Genomic DNA, 20992 nt, shown 5'->3' with positions numbered 1-20992 from the left:
TGTCCGAGGCTAACCGGGGTGCGGCCGTGCGGAGGACGGGTGACCGGCGCGACACGCGACCAGCAGGTCGCCAGGGTCGGTCGACGCCTAGTCTCGGCGGGGTGAGCACACACGAGGTGACCAACCAGGTGCCGCCCTTCGTGGGACGCGACTTCCTCGCCGAGGACGTCGCGCTGCGCGAGTCCGTCGAGCGCTGGGCCGGGCCGGCGGCTCTCGCCGCGCTCGGACCCCTCGGCGCCCTCGCCGGCACCGAGCAGGCGCAGGAGCACGCGCGGCTCGCCGACGCCAACGTGCCGGTCCTGCGCACGCACGACGCGCGCGGCCACCGCGTCGACGAGGTGGAGTTCCACCCCTCGTGGCACTGGCTGCTGACGCAGGCGGTCGGTGCCGGCCTCACCGCCGAGCCGTGGACCTCGCTCGCGGCGTCGGGCGCACACGTGCGCCGCGCCGCGGGCTTCGTCATGTGGTCCCGCGTCGAGGCGGGGCACGGCTGCCCCGTGTCGATGACGTATGCCGCGGGGTCGGCCCTGCGGCACGACGCCACCCTGGGTGCCCGCTGGCTCCCCGCCCTGGCGAGCCGCAGCTACGACCCCGGCATCCGCCCCGTCTCGCAGAAGTCGGGCGCGCTCTCGGGGATGGGCATGACCGAGAAGCAGGGCGGCTCGGACGTGCGTGCCAACACCACCCGCGCCGTGCCCGCCCCGGGAGGCCCCCTGCCGGGCGAGACGTACCGCCTGACGGGCCACAAGTGGTTCTGCTCGGCCCCGATGAGCGACGTCTTCCTCGTCCTGGCGCAGGCTCCGGGGGGCCTCACCTGCTTCGTCGTGCCGCGCGCGCTCGACGACGGCACGCGCAACGCCTTCGCCCTCCAGCGGCTCAAGGACAAGCTCGGCAACCACTCCAACGCCTCGAGCGAGGTCGAGCTCGACGGGACGTGGGGCAGCCGGCTGGGCGACGAGGGCCGCGGCGTGCGCACGATCATCGACATGGTGGGGGCGACCCGCCTCGACTGCGTGCTGGGGTCGACGGCGACGATGCGCGACGCCCTGTCGCGGGCGCTGCACCACGCGCGGCACCGCACGGCCTTCGGGGCGCTGCTCGTCGACCAGCCGCTCATGCGCAACGTGCTGGCCGACCTGGCGCTCGAGGCCGAGGCTGCGACCGTCCTCGGGCTTCGCCTCGCGCATGCCGTCGACTCCGGCGAGACCGAGCTCGCCCGCCTCGGTGTCGCGCTCGGGAAGTTCTGGGTGTGCAAGCGCACGGCACCGATGGTGGCCGAGGCACTCGAGTGTCTCGGTGGCAACGGCTACGTCGAGGAGAACGGCCTCGCGCGCCTCTACCGCGAGGCGCCGCTCAACTCGATCTGGGAGGGCTCCGGCAACGTCAACGCCCTGGACGTCCTCCGGGCCGTGAGCCGTGAGCCGTCCACGCTCGAGGCCCTGACCAAGGAGCTGCACGAGGTCCGCGGACGCAGCGCGGAGCTCGACTCGCACGTGGACTCCGCTCTGGCGCAGGTCCGTTCGCTCGACCCGACGTCTGCCGAGGCGACGTTCGGTGCGCGTGCCGTCGTGGAGCAGCTGGCCCTGGCCCTGCAGGCGAGCCTGCTGGTGCAGCACTCCCCCGGTCCCGTCGCCGACGCGTTCGTCGCGAGCCGGATCGCGGGGCCTCGCGGCCACACCTTCGGCTCGCTCGACGTCGACCTCGCCGGTGCCACCGCGGCCGTCATCGAGCGAGCCGGCTGACCCGGCCCGGGACGCGAGTCCCGTTGCGCCGCAACAGCCCTCGGGTCAGCTCGCCGCGAGCCGCTTCTTCTCCGCCGCGACGTCGAAGTCGGCCTGCGGCCACTCCAGGTTGAGGCCGCGCAGGGTCTCCAGCAGGAGCTGCTGGACGGCCAGTCGTGCGTACCACTTGCGGTCAGCGGGCACGACGTGCCACGGCGCGCCCACGGTCGAGGTCTTGTCGAGGACCGCCTGGTAGGCCTCCATGTACGCGCCCCAGTGGCTCCGCTCGTCGACGTCGCCGGGGTTGTACTTGTAGTACTTGTCCGGACGGTCGAGCCGCTCCATGAGCCGCTCCCCCTGCTCCTCCTTGGAGACGTGCATCATCACCTTGACCACCGTCGTGCCGGCCGCGATGGCACGGCGCTCGAAGGCGTTGATCTGGGCGTAGCGCTTGGACCACACCGCGTCGGGCACGAGATCGTGCACCCGAACGACGAGCACGTCCTCGTAGTGCGACCGGTCGAAGACGCCGAGCTCGCCGGCGTCGGGCAGCGCCTTCTCGATGCGCCACAGGAAGTCGTGCGCGAGCTCCTCCTTGGTCGGCGCCTTGAACGCGGTCGCCTTGACGCCCTGCGGGTTGACGGAGATGACGTGGCGCATGATGCCGCCCTTGCCAGAGGTGTCCATGCCCTGCACCACGAGCAGGACGGAGCGGCGGGCTCCGGCCGTGGACTCGGCGAAGAGCCGCTCGAGCAGGTCGGACAGCTCGGCCTCGCACGCCTTGAGCGCGGCCTTGCCCGCCAGCTTGTCACCGGTGAAGCCCGGCGTCCCCTTCGTGTCGACGTCCGCGAGCACGAAGCCCTTGCCGACCCGGAGCGCGTTGACGACGTCCTTGATCTCCCCGACCGCCTCGGCCTCGTGCTCGGCGATCTGCTCGTCCTCGGTCGCCTGCTCCTTCACCTCTTCGGCGGAGACCGCACTCGCGATCTTGCCGGCATTCTTGCCCGACTTCTTCTCGGACTTCTTGCCGGACTTCTTGCCCTTCGCGCCCTTGCCCATGGCGTCATCCTGCCCGACCGCGGGGCGGCACGACGGGATGCGAGGCTCCCGATCGCGATGGCGTCCCCGCCCAGGGCGACGCCGTCGCCGATACTGGGCCGCATGCGTCTGCTCGTCCCCGGCCGTTCCGGCCTGGCCGCCCTGACCGACCTCGACACCGCGGCACTCCTCACGGCGTACGCCGTCCCACCGGGACCGTGGGTGCGCTGCAACATGGTCAGCTCGCTCGACGGCGCGGCGACCGGCGCCGACGGACGCTCGGGATCGATCAACAACGACGCGGACCACGTGGTGTTCGAGGTGCTGCGCGCGCTCAGCCACGTCGTGGTGGTCGGTGCGGGCACCATCCGTGCCGAGGGCTATTCGCCTCTCTCCGTGGATGGCCCACTCGTCGAGCACCGGCGCGAGCGCGGCCTGCCGGACCAGCTCCCCCTCGTGGCGGTCAGCAACCGGGGCGAGGTGCCGCCGACCCTGAGGGGGTGCCGCGACGGCCGGGTCCTGCTGGCCGTCCCGGCCGCCGCCCCGGGTCTCGCGCAGGCCCGACGCGACCTGGGCGAGGACAACGTCGTCGTCTGCGGCGACGACGAGCTCGACGTCCCGACCCTCCTTGCGGCACTTCACGATCGCGGCTGGAGCCACGTCCTCACCGAGGGCGGCCCGAGCCTGCTCGGCTCGTTCATCGCGGCCGGACTGCTCGACGAGCTGTGCTTCACCGTCACGCCTCAGGTCGTCGGGGGCGAGCACCCCCGTCCGGTCGGAGCGGACGCCACGCCCACCGACCTCGACCTGCGGCTGCTCGTCGAGCAGGACGGCACCCTCATGGGCCGCTGGTTCGTCCGCCGCCCGGGGGGCTGAAGCCAGCCGGGCGGTTCTCGACGAACTCGCGCAACACGCGCTCCCACCGCTCGGGGTCGTAGTTCCACTCGCGGCAGTGGCGGGCGGTGTCCCAGCGCTCGAGGCGCACGAGGTCCGGACGCCGGCCGGCGAGGCCCACCGCCGGGCCGATCGGGACGAAGTCGTCACCGTCCGAGGCGATGACGAGCACGGGATGGCTCAGCTCGTCAGCGCGCGCGACCCAGTCGGTGCGAGCCACGTCGATGGGCTCACGCACGCCGACGAGGCGTCGGCTACGACGCGAGCCCAGCAGGCCGGTGGCCATCCGCACGAGCGGACCGGGCATCCCGTGCAGACGGCCGTGGTGGCGCAGCACGACACCCCAGTCGACGACGGGCGAGTCGAGGACCACGCCGACGACGTGGCTCGAGAGCGGCGAATGGTCGAGCGCCTGGAGCACGATCGCCCCACCCATGGACCACCCGACCAGGAGGATGCGCCGCGCACCGTGCGACACGGCATACCCCATGGCCGCCTCGACGTCGCGCCACTCCGACAGCCCGAGGTTGTAGCGGCCGTCCGGCCCTCGGGGTGCGTCGCGGTCGTTGCGGTAGGCCGCGACGAGGCTCGTCCACCCGCCCTCGCGCAGGACGGGGACGGCACGCAGCGTCTCCTCCTTGCGCGCGCCGCGGCCGTGCACGAGGACGGCCCAGTCGGCGCCGGTGCGGCCGCCCTCGGGACGCACGAGCCATCCCGGCAGCGGCCCCACGTCGGACAGGATGCTGACGTCCTCGTCGGGCAGGCCGAGGCTGACCGACGGCCGGTCCCAGAAGTAGTACTGGTTCCAGCGGGCCGGCCCCACCTCGAGCAGACCCCGGTCGACGGACAGCAGCCGACGGGTCACCGACGTGGTGTCCGAGGAGATGATGTCGCCCACCCGGGCGTGGCCCGCTCCCCCGTCGAGCCACACGCCGTAGCGGCCGGGTACGACCGTCTCGGGCGTCACGGCGAAGGTGACGCTCTCGCCGTCGTGTCGCAGGATCTCGACGTCGTCGGGCTGCAGCTCGTCGGGCGTGATCACCTTGCGGGCGAAGTACGCCGCCGCGGCCACCGAGCCACCAGCAGCACCCAGCACCGACCCGGTGCCCGCAGCCGCCGCCACGAGCACCGGACGCGAGACCAGACGGCGCACCTGCACGGGCTCATCGTCGCAAAGGACCCGCCGCCGCCGCCGCAAGGGGCCGGGCGCGCCGGGGCACGGACCACGAAGCCCCCACGAAGACGACAACGAAGACGGCTGGCGACATGTGTATCAAATCGGACAGCCCGACGCTCCGTCCTTCGGGAGCCTCGGGGGCATCACGAGCGGCGGCAGCCGAACCCTCGACCGTTCCCCGGTCCGGGCGGTCGACGGGCCGGTCACAGCCCGGTGGGCCCGTTTCGGGGGTCACGGCCACGGGCTGTCTCGGGGTGCGAGGGGCATCCGCGCACCGCTTCTCACCGTCTCGTTCCCACGAAAGGGGACCACCGTGTTCAACGCCATGCGCCGCAGCGTGCTCAGCATCGCGGCAGCCGGGGCGCTCGTCGCCACACCGGGCATCGCCCTGGGGGCCGGCGTCAGCCCGGCCACCTACGACTCCTCGGCCGACCCGGGCGCCACCGTCCACGTCACCAAGACCGTCACGACCCCTGAGATCCCGCCCAAGCCCGACATCGTCCTCGTCGTCGACCGGACCGGCAGCATGGGCGGGGCCATCGACGACGTCAAGGCCAAGATGGGCGGCGTCATCGACGCGGTCCAGGCCGCCCAGCCTGACGCCGAGTTCGCCGTCGTCGCCTACTGCGACACGGGCGAGACGCCCTTCAGCCTCGTGCAGCAGCTGACCTCGAGCAAGACCGACGCCGTGAACGCCGTCAACAGCATCGTGCTCTGCAACGGTGGCGACACCCCCGAGGCCCAGCTCAACGCGCTGTGGCAGATCGGGTCCGGGGGCGACCAGGTCGCGTTCCGGTCGGGGTCCACGCGGGCCGTCGCCTGGTTCGGTGACTCCAACGGCCACGACCCCAGCGAGGGCCACACCCTCGCCGACGCGATCGCCTCGCTCCAGGGCGTCTCGGCCAAGGTCATCGCCATCAACGTCGACTCGGGCGCCGGCAACGGACTGGACAACGGCGGCCAGGCGACGGCCATCACCGGCGCCACGGGAGGCCAGTTCTTCCCGAGCGTCGCCGAGGCCGGCGTCGCCGACGCGATCCTTGCCGGGCTGAGCAACCTGCCCGCGGAGGTCACGGCCGACGTCTCGTGCGACGCGGGTCTGTCGATCGCGTTCTCGCCCGCGCTCCCCCAGACGGTGACGAGCGGCGAGGCCGTCGTGCTCGACGAGGCGATCACCGTCGCTTCGGGCGCGACCCAGGGCGCGACCCTGACGTGCACGACGACGTTCCTCGTCAACGGCGCAGAGGCCGGCCCAGAGTTCGTCCAGACCGTCACCATCAAGGTCAACGACGTGACGCCGCCGACCGTCTCGTGCGGTCCGGGTGTCAACCCCGACGGCGTGACGCCTCCCGGCTACAAGAAGGCCGGCTTCTACCAGCTCGTGGCTGCGGACAACCTGCCGGGCACGATGGTGACGGTGTCGGACACGGCTACGGGCGCGAGCTTCGGCCCCTATGCCCCGGGCACCTACATCAAGCTGACGCAGGCACCCGGTGCGACGCCGTCCTCCGTGCCGTTCTCGGGCATGGTCGACTGGCACGTCACGGTGCGCGGTGACCTGCTCGTGACCGCCACGGACGCCGCGGGCAACACCGCCACCGCTGCCTGCACGGTCCCGCCCAACAAGAAGTGACGCACGCGAGAGTCACCTCGGCAGGCTCCACGCGAGCCTGACCGGCACGAGGGGTCCCGGTTCTCCGGGGCCCCTCGTGGCCGTGCATGGGGTGTCCTCGCGCGCACGAGCACCCGCGTGGCGGCGTAAGCGCGCCGTAAGACCGCGGCGCACCCGTGCCGGGCACAAACACGGGCGACGTGGCGTTGGTCAGGACATGAGCCACCACGACACCTCCGACAAGCCGTATGCCGTCCAGCGCACCGACGAGGAGTGGCGCGCCGTCCTGACGCCCGCGGAGTACAAGGTGCTCCGACAGGCCGGGACCGAGCCGGCGTTCCGCGGTGAGTACACCGACACGAAGACCAAGGGCGTCTACTCGTGTCGCGCCTGCGGCACCGAGCTGTTCCGCAGCGACACGAAGTTCGAGTCGCACTGCGGTTGGCCGTCCTTCTACTCGCCCCTCGCCGGCGACACGGTCGAGTACATCGAGGACCGCACCTTCGGGATGAAGCGCGTCGAGGTCCGCTGCGCCAACTGCGGGTCCCACCTCGGTCACGTCTTCGAGGGCGAGGGCTACGACACCCCGACTGACCAGCGCTACTGCATCAACTCGATCTCGCTCCGTCTCGAGCCGGACGACGCGGGACAGCAGGCCTGATCGCCAGGGCGGACAGCCCACCTGAGCCCGAGGGCGGCGTGACTCGTCACGCCGCCCTCGGGCTAACTTTGGGACATGGACGACGGGGACATCAGGATCGGCAGCGCCGAGCGCGAGCAGGCGCTCGCCGCGCTGGCGGAGCACCACGCGGCCGGACGGCTCGACGCGAACGTCTACGAGGACCGTCGCGGCCGCGCCACCGATGCCGTCGTCCGGCGCGACCTCACCGAGCTCTTCGTCGACCTGCCCGAGCCGCGGCCGAAGCCTGAGCAGGCCGCGCTGTCCCGTCCGTCCGCCGGCGAGGTGCAGCCGGCCGCGCCGGGGTCCGCGCGGGCCAGGACCGCCCGGGCGCTCGTCGGACTCTCGCCCTTCATCGCCGTCGCGCTCTTCCTCTGGACCGGGCGCTGGTGGTGGTTCCTGCTCATCCCGGCACTGGCCGTGATCGCCAGGAACTTCGACGACTGACGGTCGCTCCGCCCTCGCCGGATCCGGCGGCGTCCCCGCGCGTCAGCGCAGGTTGGCGACCAGCTCGGCGGGCTCGACCTTCGGACCGGTGAAGAACGGGATCTCCTCACGCACGTGCCGACGGGCCCGTGAGGCACGCAGCTCGCGCATGAGGTCCACGATGCGGTGCAGCTCATCGGCCTCGAAGGCCAGCAGCCACTCGTAGTCGCCCAGCGCGAACGAGGCGATGGTGTTGGCCCGCACGTCCGGGAAGTCCCGGGCCATCTGGCCGTGCTCGCGCAGCATGTCGCGGCGCTCGCCGTCCTCGAGGAGGTACCACTCGTAGGAGCGGACGAAGGGGTAGACGCAGATGTACTTGCGGGCGACCTCGTCGGCCATGAACGCCGGGATGTGGCTCTTGTTGAACTCCGCCGGACGGTGCAGGGCAGCGTTGCTCCAGACCGGCTCGAGGTGCTGGCCGAGCTCGGTGCGCAGGAGGCGGTGGTAGGCGGACTGCAGCTGCTCGATGGTCTCGGCGTGCCACCAGACCATGAAGTCGGCGTCGCCGCGCAGGCCGGCGACGTCATAGAGGCCGCGCACCACGACGCCCTCCTCGGCGAGGTCGGCCAGGAAGGTCTCGAGCTCGGCCAGCACCTTGGCGCGGTCGTCGCCGAGGGGGGTGACGCTGCTGAACACCGACCACATGCAGTAGCGGATGGTGTCGTTGATCTCTCGCATCTGGGTCGGGGTCAGGCGCTCGCTCATGCCCCCATCATCCCTCGCGGGCCGAGGGCGCCGAGCAGCGGGTCAGTCGCCGTCCAGGACCGCCCGGGCGGCCGCCCGTCCGGAAGCGATGCAGGCCGGGATCCCGACCCCGTCGTAGGCCGCCCCGCACAGGGCGAGCGCCGGCGGCAGAGCGCGGGTCGGCGCCAGTCGGGCACGGTGCCCCACGGCATACTGCGGCAGTCCTCCGCCCCAGCGCTGCACGTGCGTGGCCACGGGACCTGGCATCCCGGGACCGAGCACGGTGCGCAGGTCGTCGAGTGCCACGGTGACGAGCTCGTCGTCGGATCGCTGGAGGGTCGACTCCTCACGGTGGCGCCCCACCGAGGCCCGCAGGAACGTGCGGTCGGGGTGGGCGGCGGCCAGCCAGGGCCACTTGACCGAGCTGAAGGTGGACGCCTTGATCGTCAGCGCCTCGGTGGGAGGCACGAGGAAGCCGCTCCCGTCGAGGACCGCCGGGGACGGTCCCTCGAGGGCGAGCGTCACGATTGCCATGGACGCGTACTCGACGCCCGCGAGCGCCGCGGCGGCGGCTGGTGCGACGTCGCGGAGCAGACGGGAGGCGGGTGCGGCCGGCACGGCCACGACGACCGCGTCGAAACGTTCGTCGACCACCTCGGTCGTGGGTCCGGTCGAGACGACCCAGCCCTCCCCGTCGCGGCGCAGCCCGCGTGCCATCGAGCCCTTCCGGATCCGGACGCCGGCCGCGAGGAGCTCACGCTCGAGCACCTCGGGCAGCGTCCCGAGCCCGCCGTCGAGCGTGGCGAAGACGGGCCGGCCCGCGAGCGGCCCGCTCGCGGCAGCCTCGGCCGCGGACCGCGCCACCTCGAGCAGAGGACGCCCCTCGTGCGCGGCGGCGGCGAGCGCCGGCACGGCCTGCTCCGCGGAGATCTCACGGGCATGTCCCGCGTAGACGCCGGCCAGCAGCGGCTCGACCAGGCGGTCGGTCACGGCGGCGCCGAGCCGGGAGTCGACGAGGTCCCCCACCGAGACGTCGCCGGGCACCGGTCCGGCCACGACCTCGTGGGCGAGCCGCTCCACCTCCTCGTCGGTGAGCAGGCCCCGCACCGACTCGGGGTCCGAGGGCACCCCCATGAGGGTGCCGCGCGGCATCGGCCACCGCCTGCCCCTCGAGACGATCGCTGCACCGGCAGGCCCGGGGTGGGTGACGAGGCCCGCGACGCCGAGCTGCTCGAAGAGGGTCAGCGCCTCCGGCCTGCGGGCCAGGACCGACTCGGCGCCGACGTCGATGCGGTGGCCGCCGACGTCCTCGAGGCGCAGCTTGCCCCCGAGCCGGTCCGAGCCCTCTAGGACCGTCACCGACACGTCCGCGTCGTGGCTGCTGAGCTCCCACGCGGCCGAGAGCCCGCTGATGCCCCCGCCGATGACCGCGACCGTCCTGACCATGGCGCCACTCTCCCATCCCGGCCCGAGCGGTTTGGTCGAGCCCCTGCCCATGGGAGAGGCTTGGCGCATGGGCACCCCCGCGCTCCTCGAGACCCAGCCTCCCGCGGAGCTCTCCGGGCTCGTCGGCATCGCGTACCGCGTCATCCAGTCCCTCGGCGAGTGGGGCGTCGGTGCGCTGACCTTCCTCGAGACGGTCGTCCCGCCCATCCCCAGCGAGGTCGTGCTCCCGCTCGCGGGCTTCATCGCCCGCCAGGGCGGCCTGGGCCTGACGCTGCTGCTCGTGACGAGCACGATCGGCTCCTACCTCGGTGCCCTCACGCTCTACCTGCTGGCGGCCCGGCTCGGGCAGGATCGGGCCATCGACGTCTGCGCGCGACTCCCCCTCGTCGACCGGCACGACTTCGAGCGTGCGACGGAGTGGTTCACCGACCACGGCAGGCGGTCGATCTTCCTCGGCCGGCTCGTGCCGGGCGTGCGCAGCCTCGTCTCGCTGCCCGCCGGCGCCGTCCGCATGCCGCTCGTGCGGTTCTCCGTCTTCACGGTCGCCGGGAGCGCCCTGTGGAACGGGCTGCTCATCGGGCTCGGCTGGGTGCTCGGGTCGCGGTACGAGCTCGTCGACCAGTACTCGTCGGTCCTGGACTGGGTCGTCCGGGTCGCCGTGGTGGGCCTGCTCGGCTGGCTCGTCGTGCGGCGCCTCCGTCGCGGGCGGGCGGGCAGCGAGCACGCGACCGGCGAGCACGCGGCGCGCGAACAGCACTGACCCCGCCGGGACCCCAGCCGGTCCGTCGCAACGTTCCGGTCGGCCCGCGTGTCTCTGGAGACAAGCACGTCGCCACGCACACCGCGCGCCAGCTGCACCAGCCGGTCCCGCGCGGGAGGCGACCCGTCGGAAGGTCTGCCATGACTGCTGCGTCCCACCTGCCACAGCTGCCGCGCCTCGCGTCCCGCCCTCCGGCGCGGCGCCGGCTCCTCATCGCCCTCGCCCTCGTCGTCGCGGTGGTCGGTCTGTCGATCCCCATCGGCCTCAGGGCCGTCCACAGCTCGTCCTCCGAGTCGTCAGCGGCCTCGTCATCCTCAGCAGGGGCGGCGTCCGGCGAGGCCGCGCGCAACGGCGCCGCCGGCAACGGCGTGGTGGGATCGGGCGTCAGCCCGCAGACCGATGCCAACGCCGGAGCGAAGGCCCCCGCCGCCGACAGCGGCGCCGCCCAGGGCACCGGGCTCGGGGCCTCGGTCGCGGTGATCGAGTCGAAGATCGCCCGCTCCGCGTGGCTCGGGATCAAGGTCGCCGACCTGGCGGGGTCGGCCGGGCGCGTTCGCGTCATCGCCACCGACGCGGGCGGCCAGGTGACCTCGGAGAACGTCGTCACGTCCGCCGACCCGACGGGTGGCCCGGTAGGCTCGAACGGCGTGGACCCCCGGTTCGAGTCGGGAGCGTCGGTGCCGAGCATCGGGGTCGACGAGGCCCGCCTCGTGCTCAGCGTCCCGGCCAAGGCGCTCGACGACGTGCTGACCCGGCTGTCCGCGATCGGGACCGTCAGCTACCGCTCGTCGCAGTCGCAGGACGTCACCGACACCTACATCGACACGAAGTCCCGGATCCAGCCCATGCGCGACGGGATCGAGCGGGTGCGGGCCCTGCTGGCCAAGACGACCGACCTCCAGCAGGTCATCACGCTCGAGAGCGAGCTGAGCCGCCGTCAGGCCGACCTGGACTCGCTCGAGCAGCGCCTCGCCAAGCTCGACGCGATGACGACGATGAGCGATGTCACCGTGACCCTCTGGACCGACGCGACGTCCCCGGTGCCTGTCGACGACGGCATCTCCGGCGGGCTGCGCACGGCGTGGGACAGCCTGCTCGGGTCGGTGACGGTCATCCTCACCGGGCTCGCCGCGCTGCTGCCCTGGCTCGTCCTCCTCGTCCCGCTGGGCCTGCTGGCCCTGCGGATGTGGCGTCGCCACAGCGTGCGTATGCCGTCCGCCTCGTTCCCGACGGCCGGTGGCCCGGCTGCCGGGCCGGCCGGGGCGACGGACCCTGCCCCGGCTGCGGCGACCGCTGCACAGTCCGGGACCGGACCGTCGTCAGGTGACTGAGGGTCCGGGACGCGTCGGCGACCTGGTCGGCGGCTCGGTCAGCGGCTCGGTGAGCGGCTCGGTCAGTGGCTCCGTCAGCGGCTCGGTCAGCGGCCGAGCCGCTGGCGCAGCAGGTCGGCGACCTGACGGACCTCGCGCACGTGGAGCGCGTGCGCGATGCCGAGGTAGATGACGCCGAAGACGAGACCGACGAGGCCGATCTCCAGCGCGCTGGCGAACATCCGCTTGAGCGCCGACGCCGAGCTGTCGATGGCTGCGCCGGTGATGGGGTGCAGCACGAGCGTGACGCCCCACGCGACGAGCCCGGCGACGAGGGACGCGATGCCGACGCGCGACAGGGTGACGAGACCGCCGGACAGCCCCAGCGGCCCGGTGCGGCGGCGCAGCAGGAAGAGGCCGACGCCCGAGCTGACGACGTTGCCGACCGTCTGGCCCATGGCCATGATGCCGATGGCCCAGACCGGGTTGATGAAGAGGGTGACGACACCGGCGAGAGCGCTGATGCCGGTGAGCAGGACCTGCATGACGACGGTCGGCTTGCCGTCCTCGAGCGCGAAGAACATGCGGTAGCAGAGCAGGTCGAGACCGAACGGCACGAGGCCGAGGATCATGATGATGAGCACGCTCGCCGAGACCTCGACCGACCTCGGGTCGATGCCCGGGTTGAGCAGCGCGACGATGGGGTTGGCGAGCACGATGACCGCCACCATGATCGGTACGTTGGCCACGAGCGGCATGACGAGGCCGGTCCGGAAGTCGCGGCGCAGGCTGTCCTTGTCGCCGGACGCGGCGGCCGCCGAGAAGCGTGGGAAGAGCGCCGTGATGATCGACACGGTGATGAAGGCGTGCGGCAGCATGAACAGCGTGAAGGCGATGCTGTAGGCCATCGGCCCGCGAGCCGCGCCCTCCAGCCCGAGCTCATTGGCCTGGGCCGTGGCGTTGTTGAGCACGCCCTGGCTGATGAAGAAGCCCACCTGTGACACCGCGAGTCCGCCGAAGGCCCAGAGGGCCAGCCTGCTGACGCCGCCGAGGCCCACACCGCGCAGGCCCCACCGAGGCCGGTAGTGGAAGCCGGTGCGGCGCAGCGCGGGCACGAGCGAGAGCGCCTGCACGACGACGGACAGGGTGGCCGAGCCGGCGAAGAGCCAGATCATCGGACCGGTCCACTCCGAGGGCGCACGGGGACCGTGGTGGCCCCCGGGTCCGTCCTGGTCGCCCCGTCCGAAGATGACGAGGAAGAGCACGAGGCCCGCCACGGCGACGACGTTGGCGATGAAGGGCGCCCATGCGAACGCGCCGAAGCGGCCACGCGCGTTGAGGATCTGTCCAAGGAGAGCGAAGAGGCCGTAGAAGAAGATCTGGGGCAGGCAGATGAGCGAGAAGGCGAGCGCGAGGTCCTTGAAGTCCGGCGAGGACTTGCCGGCCAGCAGCCACACGAACCCCCCGGCGCCCGCCATGACGACGACGGTGATGAGCGCCATCCCGGCGAGGGCCACGGTGATGACGCGGTCGGTGAACTCCTGCCCACCGTCCTCGAGCTTCATGGCGCGCGCGAGCGACGGGATGAGCACCGCGTTGAGGATGCCGCCCGCCGCGAGGACGTAGAGGACGTTGGGGAGGGTGTTGGCCAGGGAGAAGGCGTCGCCGGCCAGCTGCGCACCGATGATGGCGGTGATGAGCCCGTTGCGCACCACCCCGAGGATGCGCGAGGCCACAGACCCACCGAGCATGGTGAGGCTGGAGCGAGCGACTGACGGAGCCGCTGTGGTCATCGGCGGCTCGAGCACTCGTGGACGAGCGCGGTCACGCGCGTGAGCACGTCCGGGTCCACGTTGGGCAGCACGCCGTGGCCGAGGTTGAAGATGTGGCCCGGCGCGTGCCGGCCCTCCTCGACGATCTCGCGCACGCGGCGCTCGAGGGCGTCCCACGGCGCGAACAGCAGGGCGGGGTCGAGGTTGCCCTGCACGGCATACGACGGCCCGAGCCTCGCCACCGCGTCGGTCAGCGACACGCGGTAGTCGACCCCCACGACCTCGGCACCGGCCTCGCCCATGAGCGAGAGCAGCTCGCCCGTGCCGACGCCGAAGTGGATGCGCGGGACGTCGAGGTCCGCGACGGCGGCGAGCGCGACCGCGGAGTGCGGCATGGCCCGCGCGGTGTAGTCGGCCCGGGACAGGGCGCCGGCCCACGAGTCGAAGAGCTGGACGGCGCTCGCACCGGCCTGTGCCTGCACGCGTAGGAACTCGCCGGAGATCTGGGCGAGCCTGGCGCACAGGGCGTCCCACAGCTCGGGGTCGCCGTGCATGAGGGCCTTGGTCTTCTCGTGGTTCTTCGAGGGACCACCCTCGACGAGGTAGGAGGCCAGGGTGAACGGCGCACCGGCGAAACCGATGAGCGGGATGTCGCCGAGCTCGCGCACGAGCTGCTGCACGGCCTCGGTGACGAAGGGCACGTGCTCGGGCGTCAGGGGGACGAGCTGGTCGAGGTCGGCGGCCGTGCGGATCGGGCGGGCCACGACCGGGCCCACCCCCGGGACGATGTCGAGGTCGACACCGATCGCCTTGAGCGGCACGACGATGTCGCTGAAGAAGATGGCCGCGTCGACGCCGTGGCGCCGCACGGGCTGCAGCGTGATCTCGGTGACGAGCTCGGGGCGCATGCACGACTCGAGCATCGGGATGCCCTCGCGGACGGCGCGATACTCCGGCAGGGAACGCCCCGCCTGCCGCATGAACCACACGGGCGTCCGGGTGACCGACTCGCGGCGCGCAGCGCGGACGAGGTCGCTCTGGCGGGTGGCTGGCGGGGCTGTGGTCGGCACCGGACAATCCTGCCACGGCGGCCGGGTGGGGCCGCGCCACGCGCGTCCGGCGCGCCCTGAGGACAGATCGCCCGACTCCGGCATACCCTCATCTGGTGCACACGCGAACGTTGCCGGGCAACCACGGCGCGGTCTTCGCCAGGACGCTCAGCGCCCTGCGAGACGTCCGTCTGCGCTCGGAGGTGCGCCTGACGGAGGTGCCTGCGCCCACGCGCATCGCCCCGTACGCCGCAGCCCTGACCGCCGACGTCATCGACATCGCGGACCCCGACGACGACCTGGCCACCGGCCGGTTCGTCGTGCTGCACGACCCCGCCGCCCCCGACACGTGGGACGGCCAGTGGCGCATCGTCACCTTCGCCCGGGCCGAGCTCGAGCCCGAGCTGGCTGGCGACCCGATGCTCGGCGCCGTCGGCTGGTCCTGGCTCACCGACTCCCTGACCAACCGGGGGCTGGGCTGGACGGCCGAGGCCGGCACCGTCACGCGGGTCGTCAGCGAGAGCTTCGCCGGCCTCGCCGACCGCGAGGCGAGCGTCGAGATGGAGATCCGCGCCTCGTGGACGCCGGTGGGCGGCGACGCCGCCGACCACCTCCGCGCCTGGGCCGACATGCTGTGCACCATCGCCGGCATCCCGCCCCTGCCCGACGGCGTCGTCCCCCTACCGGGGCAGCGACGGTGACGGCAGAGCCGAACGAGCCCACCGACGACCTCGACGCCGCCGACGCCGACCTCGCACCAGACCTCGTCCCAGACCTCGTCCCGCTGACGCACCCGCGCGACGGCGTGCCCGACGTCGTCGTGGACGAGCGCACGCTCATGCGAGCCGCCGAGGCCATCGGCGCGGGCACCGGCCCCGTCGGCATCGACGCCGAGCGCGCGTCCGGCTACCGCTACGGCCAGCGCGCCTACCTCGTCCAGATCCGCCGTGAGGGGTCCGGGTCCTGGCTCATCGACCCCATCGCCTGTCCCGACCTCTCCCCCGTCGGCGAGGCCATCGGCGACGCCGAGTGGATCCTGCACGCGGCGACCCAGGACCTCCCGTGCCTCGCCGAGGTGGGCCTGCGGCCCCAGTCGCTCTTCGACACCGAGCTCGGCGGGCGCCTGGCCGGGCTGCCCCGCGTCGGGCTCGGCGCCATGGTCGAGCACTACCTCGGGCTCCAGCTCGCCAAGGAGCACTCCGCCGTCGACTGGTCGGTGCGCCCGCTGCCCGAGCCCTGGCTGCGGTACGCCGCGCTCGACGTCGAGGTGCTCGTCGACCTGCGCGACGCGGTGGCCGCCGAGCTGGCGTCGCAGGGCAAGATCGCGTGGGCGACCGAGGAGTTCGAGCACCTGCTCGACTTCACCGGCCCCGAGCCCCGCGTCGACCCGTGGCGGCGCACGTCCGGCATGCACAAGGTGCGGGGCCGTCGTGGCCTCGCCATCGTGCGCGAGCTGTGGCTCTGGCGCGACGCCGTGGCGCAGCAGCGCGACACCTCGCCGGGGCGGGTGCTGCCCGACGCGGCGATCAGCGAGATCGCCATCGCCAACCAGCGGGCCACCAGGGCGCCGCGCACCGTGGGCTCCGCCGAGCCTCGGCTCGCGCGGTCGATCCGGCGCCACCAGGAGGCGATCATCGAGGTCATCGGCCAGGCCCTCGCCCTGCCCGAGGACGACCTGCCGGTCCTGTCGCTCCCGCCGAGCGGCCCGCCGCCGCCCAAGGCGTGGGCCGACCGCGACCCCGTCGCCGCCGCCCGCCTCGCCCGGGCCCGCGAGCTGCTCGGGGCCGTCTCCGAGGAGCTGGCCGTTCCCGTCGAGAACCTCCTGACCCCCGACCTGCTCCGCCGCTTCCTCTGGGAGAGCCCGGCAGCCCCGACGACCGCCGAGGTCGCCGACGCCCTGGTGGCCCTCGGTGCCCGCCGCTGGCAGACGACGATCACCGCGCCGTTGATCTCGCTCGCCTGCACCGAGAATCCCCCGGCCTGAGCCGGCCGACCGGTCGTCGAGCCGCGGTGTCGCAGCGGTCCCCGGACCACGTCGGCGTCGGTGCGCGCGTTCGTGAGGATGGTCACCCGAGCGGCCATCCCACCCGAAGTTACCGGGAAGTAGTATCGAGGAGGCCGCGCTCCGCCGCGGCCCGATGCCGGCGCCCGACGCCGGCCCATCGACCCTGATCCACCGCGATCACCCTCGATCCACTGGGAGGCACTGTGCCCCGCGCACTCAATGAGGTCGTCTTCGTCGACGGCGTCCGGACGCCCTTCGGCAAGGCCGGCGACAAGGGCATGTACGCCCAGACCCGCGCCGACGACCTCGTCATCCGATGCATCCGCGAGCTGCTGCACCGCAACCCCAACCTGCCCAAGGACAAGGTCGAGGAGGTCGCCATCGCCGCGACCACCCAGATCGGTGACCAGGGCCTGACGCTCGGCCGCACCGCCGCCCTCCTCTCGGGCCTGCCGAACACGACCCCCGGCTACTCCATCGACCGCATGTGCGCCGGTGCGATGACCGCGGTGACCAACACCGCGAGCTCGATCGCCTTCGGCGCCTACGACATCGCCATCGCCGGCGGCGTCGAGCACATGGGCCGCCACCCCATGGGTGAGGGCGTCGACCCCAACCCGCGCATCGTCGCCGAGAAGATCGTCGACCCCGACGCGCTCGTCATGGGCAAGACCGCCGAGAACCTCCACGACCGCTTCCCGCAGCTGACCAAGCAGCGCTCCGACGCGTTCGCCGTCGGCAGCCAGGACAAGCTCGCCAAGGCGTATGCCGACGGCAAGATCCAGCGCGACCTCGTCAGCGTCGCCACGCGGCACGCCGAGAAGGGCTGGGGCCTGGCCACCGCCGACGAGCCGCCGCGTCCGGGCACGACGGTCGAGGACCTCGGCCAGCTCAAAACGCCGTTCCGTGCGCACGGCAACGTCACCGCCGGCAACGCCGCCGGTCTCAACGACGGCGCCACGGCCTGCCTGCTCGCCTCCGAGCAGGCAGCGACGGAGCTCGGCCTGCCGGTCCGCATGCGCCTGGTCTCCTGGTCCTTCGTCGGCGTCGAGCCCGAGGTCATGGGTGTCGGCCCGGTGCCGGCCACCGAGAAGGCCCTGGCCAAGGCCGGCCTCACGATCGAGGACATCGGCCTGTTCGAGCTCAACGAGGCGTTCGCCGTGCAGGTGCTCGCCTTCCTCGACCACTTCGGCATCGCCGACGACGACCCGCGCGTCAACGAGTACGGCGGCGCCATCGCCACCGGCCACCCGCTCGCCAGCTCGGGCGTGCGCCTCATGACCCAGCTCGCCCGCCAGTTCGAGGAGCACCCCGAGGTGCGCTACGGCCTGACCGCCATGTGCATCGGCATCGGCATGGGCGGCGCCGTCATCTGGGAGAACCCGCACCACGAGGCCTACGAGTCCTCGACGAGCACGACCGACGAGGAGGTCGCCAAGTGAGCACCACGACGACTGAGAAGGCAACGACCGCAGCCGATTTCGCGACCGAGGTCGTGACGCACACCCCCGTGCAGGACGTCGCGCTCCCGGGTGGTGCGGGCACGCTCGCCCTCGTCACGCTCGACAACGGCTTCGACCACACCAAGCCCAACACCTTCGGCCCGCAGTCGATCGCCGGCCTCACCGCCACGGTCGCCCGCCTGCGCGAGCGCGCCGAGGCCGGCGAGATCGTCGCCGTCGCCGTCACCGGCAAGCCGTTCATCTTCGCCGTGGGCGCGGACCTCACCGGGGTGCCGTTCATCGGGTCCCGCGACCAGGCGATCGAGATCGCGCAGGCCGGCCACGCGGCATACGCCGCCTTCTCCGACCTGCCCGTCCCGACGTTCGCGTTCGTCAACGGCGCGGCCATGGGCGGCGGTGTCGAGCTGGCGCTGTCGGCGACCTACCGCACGATGAGCGCGGGCGTGCCCGCCGTCGCGCTGCCAGAGGTCTTCCTCGGCCTCGTGCCCGGCTGGGGTGGCTGCTGGATGCTGCCCAACCTCGTCGGGATCGAGAAGGCACTCACCGTCGTCATCGACAACCCGCTGAGCCAGAACCGCATGCTCAAGGGGGTCGACGCGTACAAGCTCGGCATGGCCGACGTGCTGCTCGAGCCGGCCGACTTCCTCGAGGAGTCCATCGCCTGGGCCGCACGCGTGCTGTCCGGCGAGCTCACGGTCGAGCGTCCCGAGGTCGACCGCGACGAGACGGCGTGGGACGCCGCGATCGCCAAGGCCAGGAAGCTCGCCGACGTCAAGACCGGCCGCCAGGCCAGGAGCCCGTATGCCGCGCTCGACCTGCTCTCGGCCGCGCGCACCGCGACCCGCGAGGAGGGCTTCGCCGCCGAGGACGAGGTGCTCGCCGACCTGCTCATGAGCGATGAGCTGCGGGCCGGGCTCTATGCCTTCGACCTCGTGCAGAAGCGTGCCAAGCGCCCGGCCGGAGCGCCCGACAAGGGCCTCGCCCGGAACGTCACCAAGGTCGGCATCGTCGGTGCCGGTCTGATGGCGAGCCAGCTCGCGCTGCTCTTCATCCAGCGCCTGCAGGTGCCGGTCGTGCTCACCGACATCGACGACGAGCGGGTCGCCAAGGGCGTCGGCTACGTCCACGCCGAGCTCGACAAGCTCGCGGGCAAGGGCCGGCTGAACCCCGACAAGCTCAACCGCTACAAGGCCCTCGTGACCGGTTCGACGAGCAAGGACGGCTTCTCCGACGCCGACTTCGTCATCGAGGCCGTCTTCGAGGAGATGTCGGTCAAGCAGCAGGTCTTCGCCGAGGTCGAGGCCGTCGTCTCGCCCGAGTGCGTCCTGGCGACGAACACCTCGAGCCTGTCGATCGCCGAGATGGCCTCGCAGCTCCAGCACCCGGAGCGGGTCGTCGGCTTCCACTTCTTCAACCCGGTCGCCGTCATGCCGCTGCTCGAGGTCATTCCGGGCGAGCGCACCGACGACGCCACTCTCGCAACGGCCTTCGCCGTGGGCAAGGCGCTGAAGAAGACGTGCATCCGCGCCGCGGACCGCCCGTCGTTCATCGTCAACCGCCTGCTCGGGCGCTTCATGGGCGAGGCCGCGAAGATCCTCGACGAGGGCACCCCGATCGAGGTCGTCGACCGCGCCTTCGCGGGCCTGGCGCCGATGCCGCCGTTCGTCCTCATCGGGCTCGTCGGCCCGGCCATCGCACTGCACAACGGCGAGACGCTCGTGAAGGCGTTCCCGGACCGCTTCTACGCCTCTCCGACGCTCCAGCGGATCGTCGCGGCCGGCAAGCGCGGCTTCTACGACCTGAGCTCCGGGCGCCCGGTCCTCGACCCCGAGGTCGCCGAGCTCATCGAGAAGCCCGCCGACCCGGTCGTGCTCGACCTGGCCCAGGTGCGCGAGCGCGTGCTCACGGTCCTCGCCGACGAGGCGCGCCGGATGCTCGACGAGGGCGTCGCGCAGGCCCCGATGGACATCGACCTCGCGATGATCACCGGTGCCGGCTTCCAGTTCTGGAACGGCGGCATCACGCCGCTCCTCGACCGCACCGGCGTGGCCGAGGCCGTCACCGGCGCGCGGTTCCTCCCGGTCGGCGTCGCCGACGCACGCGGCTGAGGCGCCTGACGAGGACCCGCGACCGGGCCCTTCCCGTCCCACGTGCCGAACGCGTGCGACGGGAGGGGCTCGACCTGCGTCACGGCAGCAAGTGCGCCGCGAGTCCCCGCTCGATGAAGGCGCTGAACTGCTCGGACGTCCAGCCCCCTTCGGTGACGAGCCTCCCGTAGAACGTCGTGTAGAGCAGGAGCACGTCCCGGGCCTGCTCCACGGTCACGTCCGCCCGCAGGTAACCGCCGTCGAGGAGGTACGCCGCGTTGTGCTCCATGCGCGCGGCACGCTCACCCTCGATCTGGGCATGGAGCTCGGCGGCCTCGCGGTCGACGTGGGCGGCGCTCTCGACGAGCCGGTGGACAGGGTCCCCCACGGCACCCACCTCAGCCGCCAGGCGGGCCCAGTTCCGGATGATGGCGGACCCGTCGGCGGCGGCACGGGACCCGGCGTCGCTGCGCGTCTCCGCATGGGTGGGTCCGGAACCGGCCAGCGACCGGTCCCAGACCGCCTTGAGCAGACCTGCCTTGGAGCCGAACCACTTGTAGACGCTCTCGACGGAGACATCCGCCTCGGCCGCGACCTCGGCGAGGGTCGTGGCGGCGAAGCCTCGGGCCAGGAAGAGACTGCGGGCTGCCGCGACGACCGCGTCGCGGCGTTGGGCGGCGCGCGCGCGACGAGCGGAGGCGTCGTAGCGACGCCTTGGACCTTCGTCCATGGGTCCCTTGACGGCGGACGTCATGAGGAGCATCCTCTCGAATAGATACAGGAGACTGTATCCAATGCAAGGGAGACCT

General features: G+C 72.5%; 18 protein-coding genes. 11 read left to right on the top strand and 7 right to left on the bottom strand.

Going from position 1 to position 20992, the window contains the following annotated elements; all coding sequences use genetic code 11:
- Positions 1–101: 101 nt before the first annotated feature.
- On the top strand, positions 102–1742 hold the full coding sequence (locus IEY30_RS02685; RefSeq protein WP_030146201.1) for an acyl-CoA dehydrogenase family protein: 1641 nt from the start codon (positions 102–104) through the stop codon (positions 1740–1742).
- Positions 1743–1787: 45 nt separating this feature from the next.
- On the opposite strand, the gene IEY30_RS02680 is transcribed toward IEY30_RS02685, so the two are convergent.
- Entirely contained in the window at positions 1788–2780 is a 993-nt protein-coding gene (locus tag IEY30_RS02680) for a polyphosphate kinase 2 family protein (RefSeq protein WP_030146202.1), read from the bottom strand.
- A gap of 102 nt (positions 2781–2882) precedes the next feature.
- Here IEY30_RS02680 and IEY30_RS02675 point away from each other — a divergent pair, with 102 nt between their 5' ends.
- Positions 2883–3635, top strand: a complete 753-nt coding sequence (locus tag IEY30_RS02675) for a dihydrofolate reductase family protein (RefSeq protein WP_030146203.1) — start codon at positions 2883–2885, stop codon at positions 3633–3635.
- Here the strand turns inward: IEY30_RS02675 and IEY30_RS02670 are convergent.
- On the bottom strand, positions 3598–4812 hold the full coding sequence (locus IEY30_RS02670) for an alpha/beta hydrolase family protein (protein WP_052358100.1): 1215 nt from the start codon (positions 4810–4812) through the stop codon (positions 3598–3600). The two genes, IEY30_RS02675 and IEY30_RS02670, sit on opposite strands and share 38 nt — an antisense overlap.
- A gap of 331 nt (positions 4813–5143) precedes the next feature.
- On the opposite strand from IEY30_RS02670, the gene IEY30_RS02665 reads away from it, so the two are divergent.
- The 3 genes from IEY30_RS02665 (at position 5144) to IEY30_RS02655 (ending at position 7568) form a co-directional block, all read left to right on the top strand.
- Positions 5144–6463 carry a VWA domain-containing protein gene (locus IEY30_RS02665; RefSeq protein WP_052358103.1) on the top strand — a complete coding sequence of 440 codons (1320 nt, stop codon included), beginning with the start codon at positions 5144–5146 and terminating at the stop codon, positions 6461–6463.
- Between the two features lie 196 nt (positions 6464–6659).
- Entirely contained in the window at positions 6660–7103 is a 444-nt protein-coding gene (msrB, locus tag IEY30_RS02660; protein WP_030146206.1) for a peptide-methionine (R)-S-oxide reductase MsrB, read from the top strand.
- 75 nt (positions 7104–7178) lie between these two features.
- Positions 7179–7568 (top strand): DUF1707 SHOCT-like domain-containing protein, encoded by a 390-nt coding sequence (locus IEY30_RS02655; protein ID WP_052358105.1) that lies wholly within the window; start codon positions 7179–7181, stop codon positions 7566–7568.
- Between the two features lie 42 nt (positions 7569–7610).
- On the opposite strand, the gene hemQ is transcribed toward IEY30_RS02655, so the two are convergent.
- The gene (gene hemQ, locus IEY30_RS02650) at positions 7611–8312 is read right to left on the bottom strand and encodes a hydrogen peroxide-dependent heme synthase (protein WP_030146208.1); all 702 of its coding nucleotides are present in this window, start codon (positions 8310–8312) and stop codon (positions 7611–7613) included.
- A gap of 42 nt (positions 8313–8354) precedes the next feature.
- Positions 8355–9737, bottom strand: coding sequence for a protoporphyrinogen oxidase (gene hemG / locus IEY30_RS02645; RefSeq protein WP_030146209.1), 1383 nt, complete (start codon positions 9735–9737; stop codon positions 8355–8357).
- A 67-nt stretch (positions 9738–9804) separates the two neighbouring features.
- On the opposite strand from hemG, the gene IEY30_RS02640 reads away from it, so the two are divergent.
- Both IEY30_RS02640 and IEY30_RS02635 read left to right on the top strand, forming a co-directional pair.
- Positions 9805–10497 carry a DedA family protein gene (locus tag IEY30_RS02640; protein WP_229674802.1) on the top strand — a complete coding sequence of 231 codons (693 nt, stop codon included), beginning with the start codon at positions 9805–9807 and terminating at the stop codon, positions 10495–10497.
- Between the two features lie 140 nt (positions 10498–10637).
- Positions 10638–11828: a DUF4349 domain-containing protein gene (locus IEY30_RS02635; protein ID WP_030146211.1), complete on the top strand. Its 1191-nt coding sequence runs from the start codon at positions 10638–10640 to the stop codon at positions 11826–11828.
- An 86-nt stretch (positions 11829–11914) separates the two neighbouring features.
- Here the strand turns inward: IEY30_RS02635 and murJ are convergent, their stop codons facing one another.
- Entirely contained in the window at positions 11915–13558 is a 1644-nt protein-coding gene (gene murJ / locus IEY30_RS02630; RefSeq protein WP_229674801.1) for a murein biosynthesis integral membrane protein MurJ, read from the bottom strand.
- A 38-nt stretch (positions 13559–13596) separates the two neighbouring features.
- On the bottom strand, positions 13597–14649 hold the full coding sequence (gene hemE, locus IEY30_RS02625; protein WP_030146213.1) for a uroporphyrinogen decarboxylase: 1053 nt from the start codon (positions 14647–14649) through the stop codon (positions 13597–13599).
- Between the two features lie 95 nt (positions 14650–14744).
- On the opposite strand from hemE, the gene IEY30_RS02620 reads away from it, so the two are divergent.
- The 4 genes from IEY30_RS02620 (at position 14745) to IEY30_RS02605 (ending at position 20204) form a co-directional block, all read left to right on the top strand.
- The gene (locus IEY30_RS02620) at positions 14745–15329 is read left to right on the top strand and encodes a DUF3000 domain-containing protein (protein ID WP_030146214.1); all 585 of its coding nucleotides are present in this window, start codon (positions 14745–14747) and stop codon (positions 15327–15329) included.
- Positions 15326–16612 carry an HRDC domain-containing protein gene (locus tag IEY30_RS02615; RefSeq protein ID WP_030146215.1) on the top strand — a complete coding sequence of 429 codons (1287 nt, stop codon included), beginning with the start codon at positions 15326–15328 and terminating at the stop codon, positions 16610–16612. Before IEY30_RS02620 ends, IEY30_RS02615 begins: the two co-directional genes overlap by 4 nt.
- A gap of 224 nt (positions 16613–16836) precedes the next feature.
- A complete protein-coding gene (locus IEY30_RS02610; protein WP_030146216.1) occupies positions 16837–18075 on the top strand; it encodes a thiolase family protein in 1239 nt (412 codons plus the stop codon).
- The gene (locus tag IEY30_RS02605; protein ID WP_030146217.1) at positions 18072–20204 is read left to right on the top strand and encodes a 3-hydroxyacyl-CoA dehydrogenase NAD-binding domain-containing protein; all 2133 of its coding nucleotides are present in this window, start codon (positions 18072–18074) and stop codon (positions 20202–20204) included. Before IEY30_RS02610 ends, IEY30_RS02605 begins: the two co-directional genes overlap by 4 nt.
- Positions 20205–20283: 79 nt before the next feature.
- On the opposite strand, the gene IEY30_RS02600 is transcribed toward IEY30_RS02605, so the two are convergent.
- Entirely contained in the window at positions 20284–20937 is a 654-nt protein-coding gene (locus tag IEY30_RS02600) for a TetR/AcrR family transcriptional regulator (protein ID WP_162180969.1), read from the bottom strand.
- Positions 20938–20992 lie beyond the last annotated feature (55 nt).

The sequence above is a fragment of the Terrabacter tumescens genome, assembly GCF_014646815.1.
In the GTDB taxonomy this organism is placed as follows: Bacteria; Actinomycetota; Actinomycetes; order Actinomycetales; family Dermatophilaceae; genus Terrabacter; species Terrabacter tumescens.
This window is presented reverse-complemented; position numbering and strand designations above follow the sequence as displayed.

Excerpts from the sequence above, each read along its gene's own strand:
- IEY30_RS02680 (WP_030146202.1), bottom strand. The coding sequence starts at position 2,780 with ATGGGCAAGGGCGCGAAGGGCAAGAAGTCCGGCAAGAAGTCCGAGAAG.
- IEY30_RS02675 (WP_030146203.1), top strand. The coding sequence starts at position 2,883 with ATGCGTCTGCTCGTCCCCGGCCGTTCCGGCCTGGCCGCCCTGACCGAC.
- msrB (WP_030146206.1), top strand. The coding sequence starts at position 6,660 with ATGAGCCACCACGACACCTCCGACAAGCCGTATGCCGTCCAGCGCACC.
- IEY30_RS02655 (WP_052358105.1), top strand. The coding sequence starts at position 7,179 with ATGGACGACGGGGACATCAGGATCGGCAGCGCCGAGCGCGAGCAGGCG.
- hemQ (WP_030146208.1), bottom strand. The coding sequence starts at position 8,312 with ATGAGCGAGCGCCTGACCCCGACCCAGATGCGAGAGATCAACGACACC.
- hemG (WP_030146209.1), bottom strand. The coding sequence starts at position 9,737 with ATGGTCAGGACGGTCGCGGTCATCGGCGGGGGCATCAGCGGGCTCTCG.
- IEY30_RS02640 (WP_229674802.1), top strand. The coding sequence starts at position 9,805 with ATGGGCACCCCCGCGCTCCTCGAGACCCAGCCTCCCGCGGAGCTCTCC.
- IEY30_RS02635 (WP_030146211.1), top strand. The coding sequence starts at position 10,638 with ATGACTGCTGCGTCCCACCTGCCACAGCTGCCGCGCCTCGCGTCCCGC.
- murJ (WP_229674801.1), bottom strand. The coding sequence starts at position 13,558 with ATGCTCGGTGGGTCTGTGGCCTCGCGCATCCTCGGGGTGGTGCGCAAC.
- IEY30_RS02600 (WP_162180969.1), bottom strand. The coding sequence starts at position 20,937 with ATGACGTCCGCCGTCAAGGGACCCATGGACGAAGGTCCAAGGCGTCGC.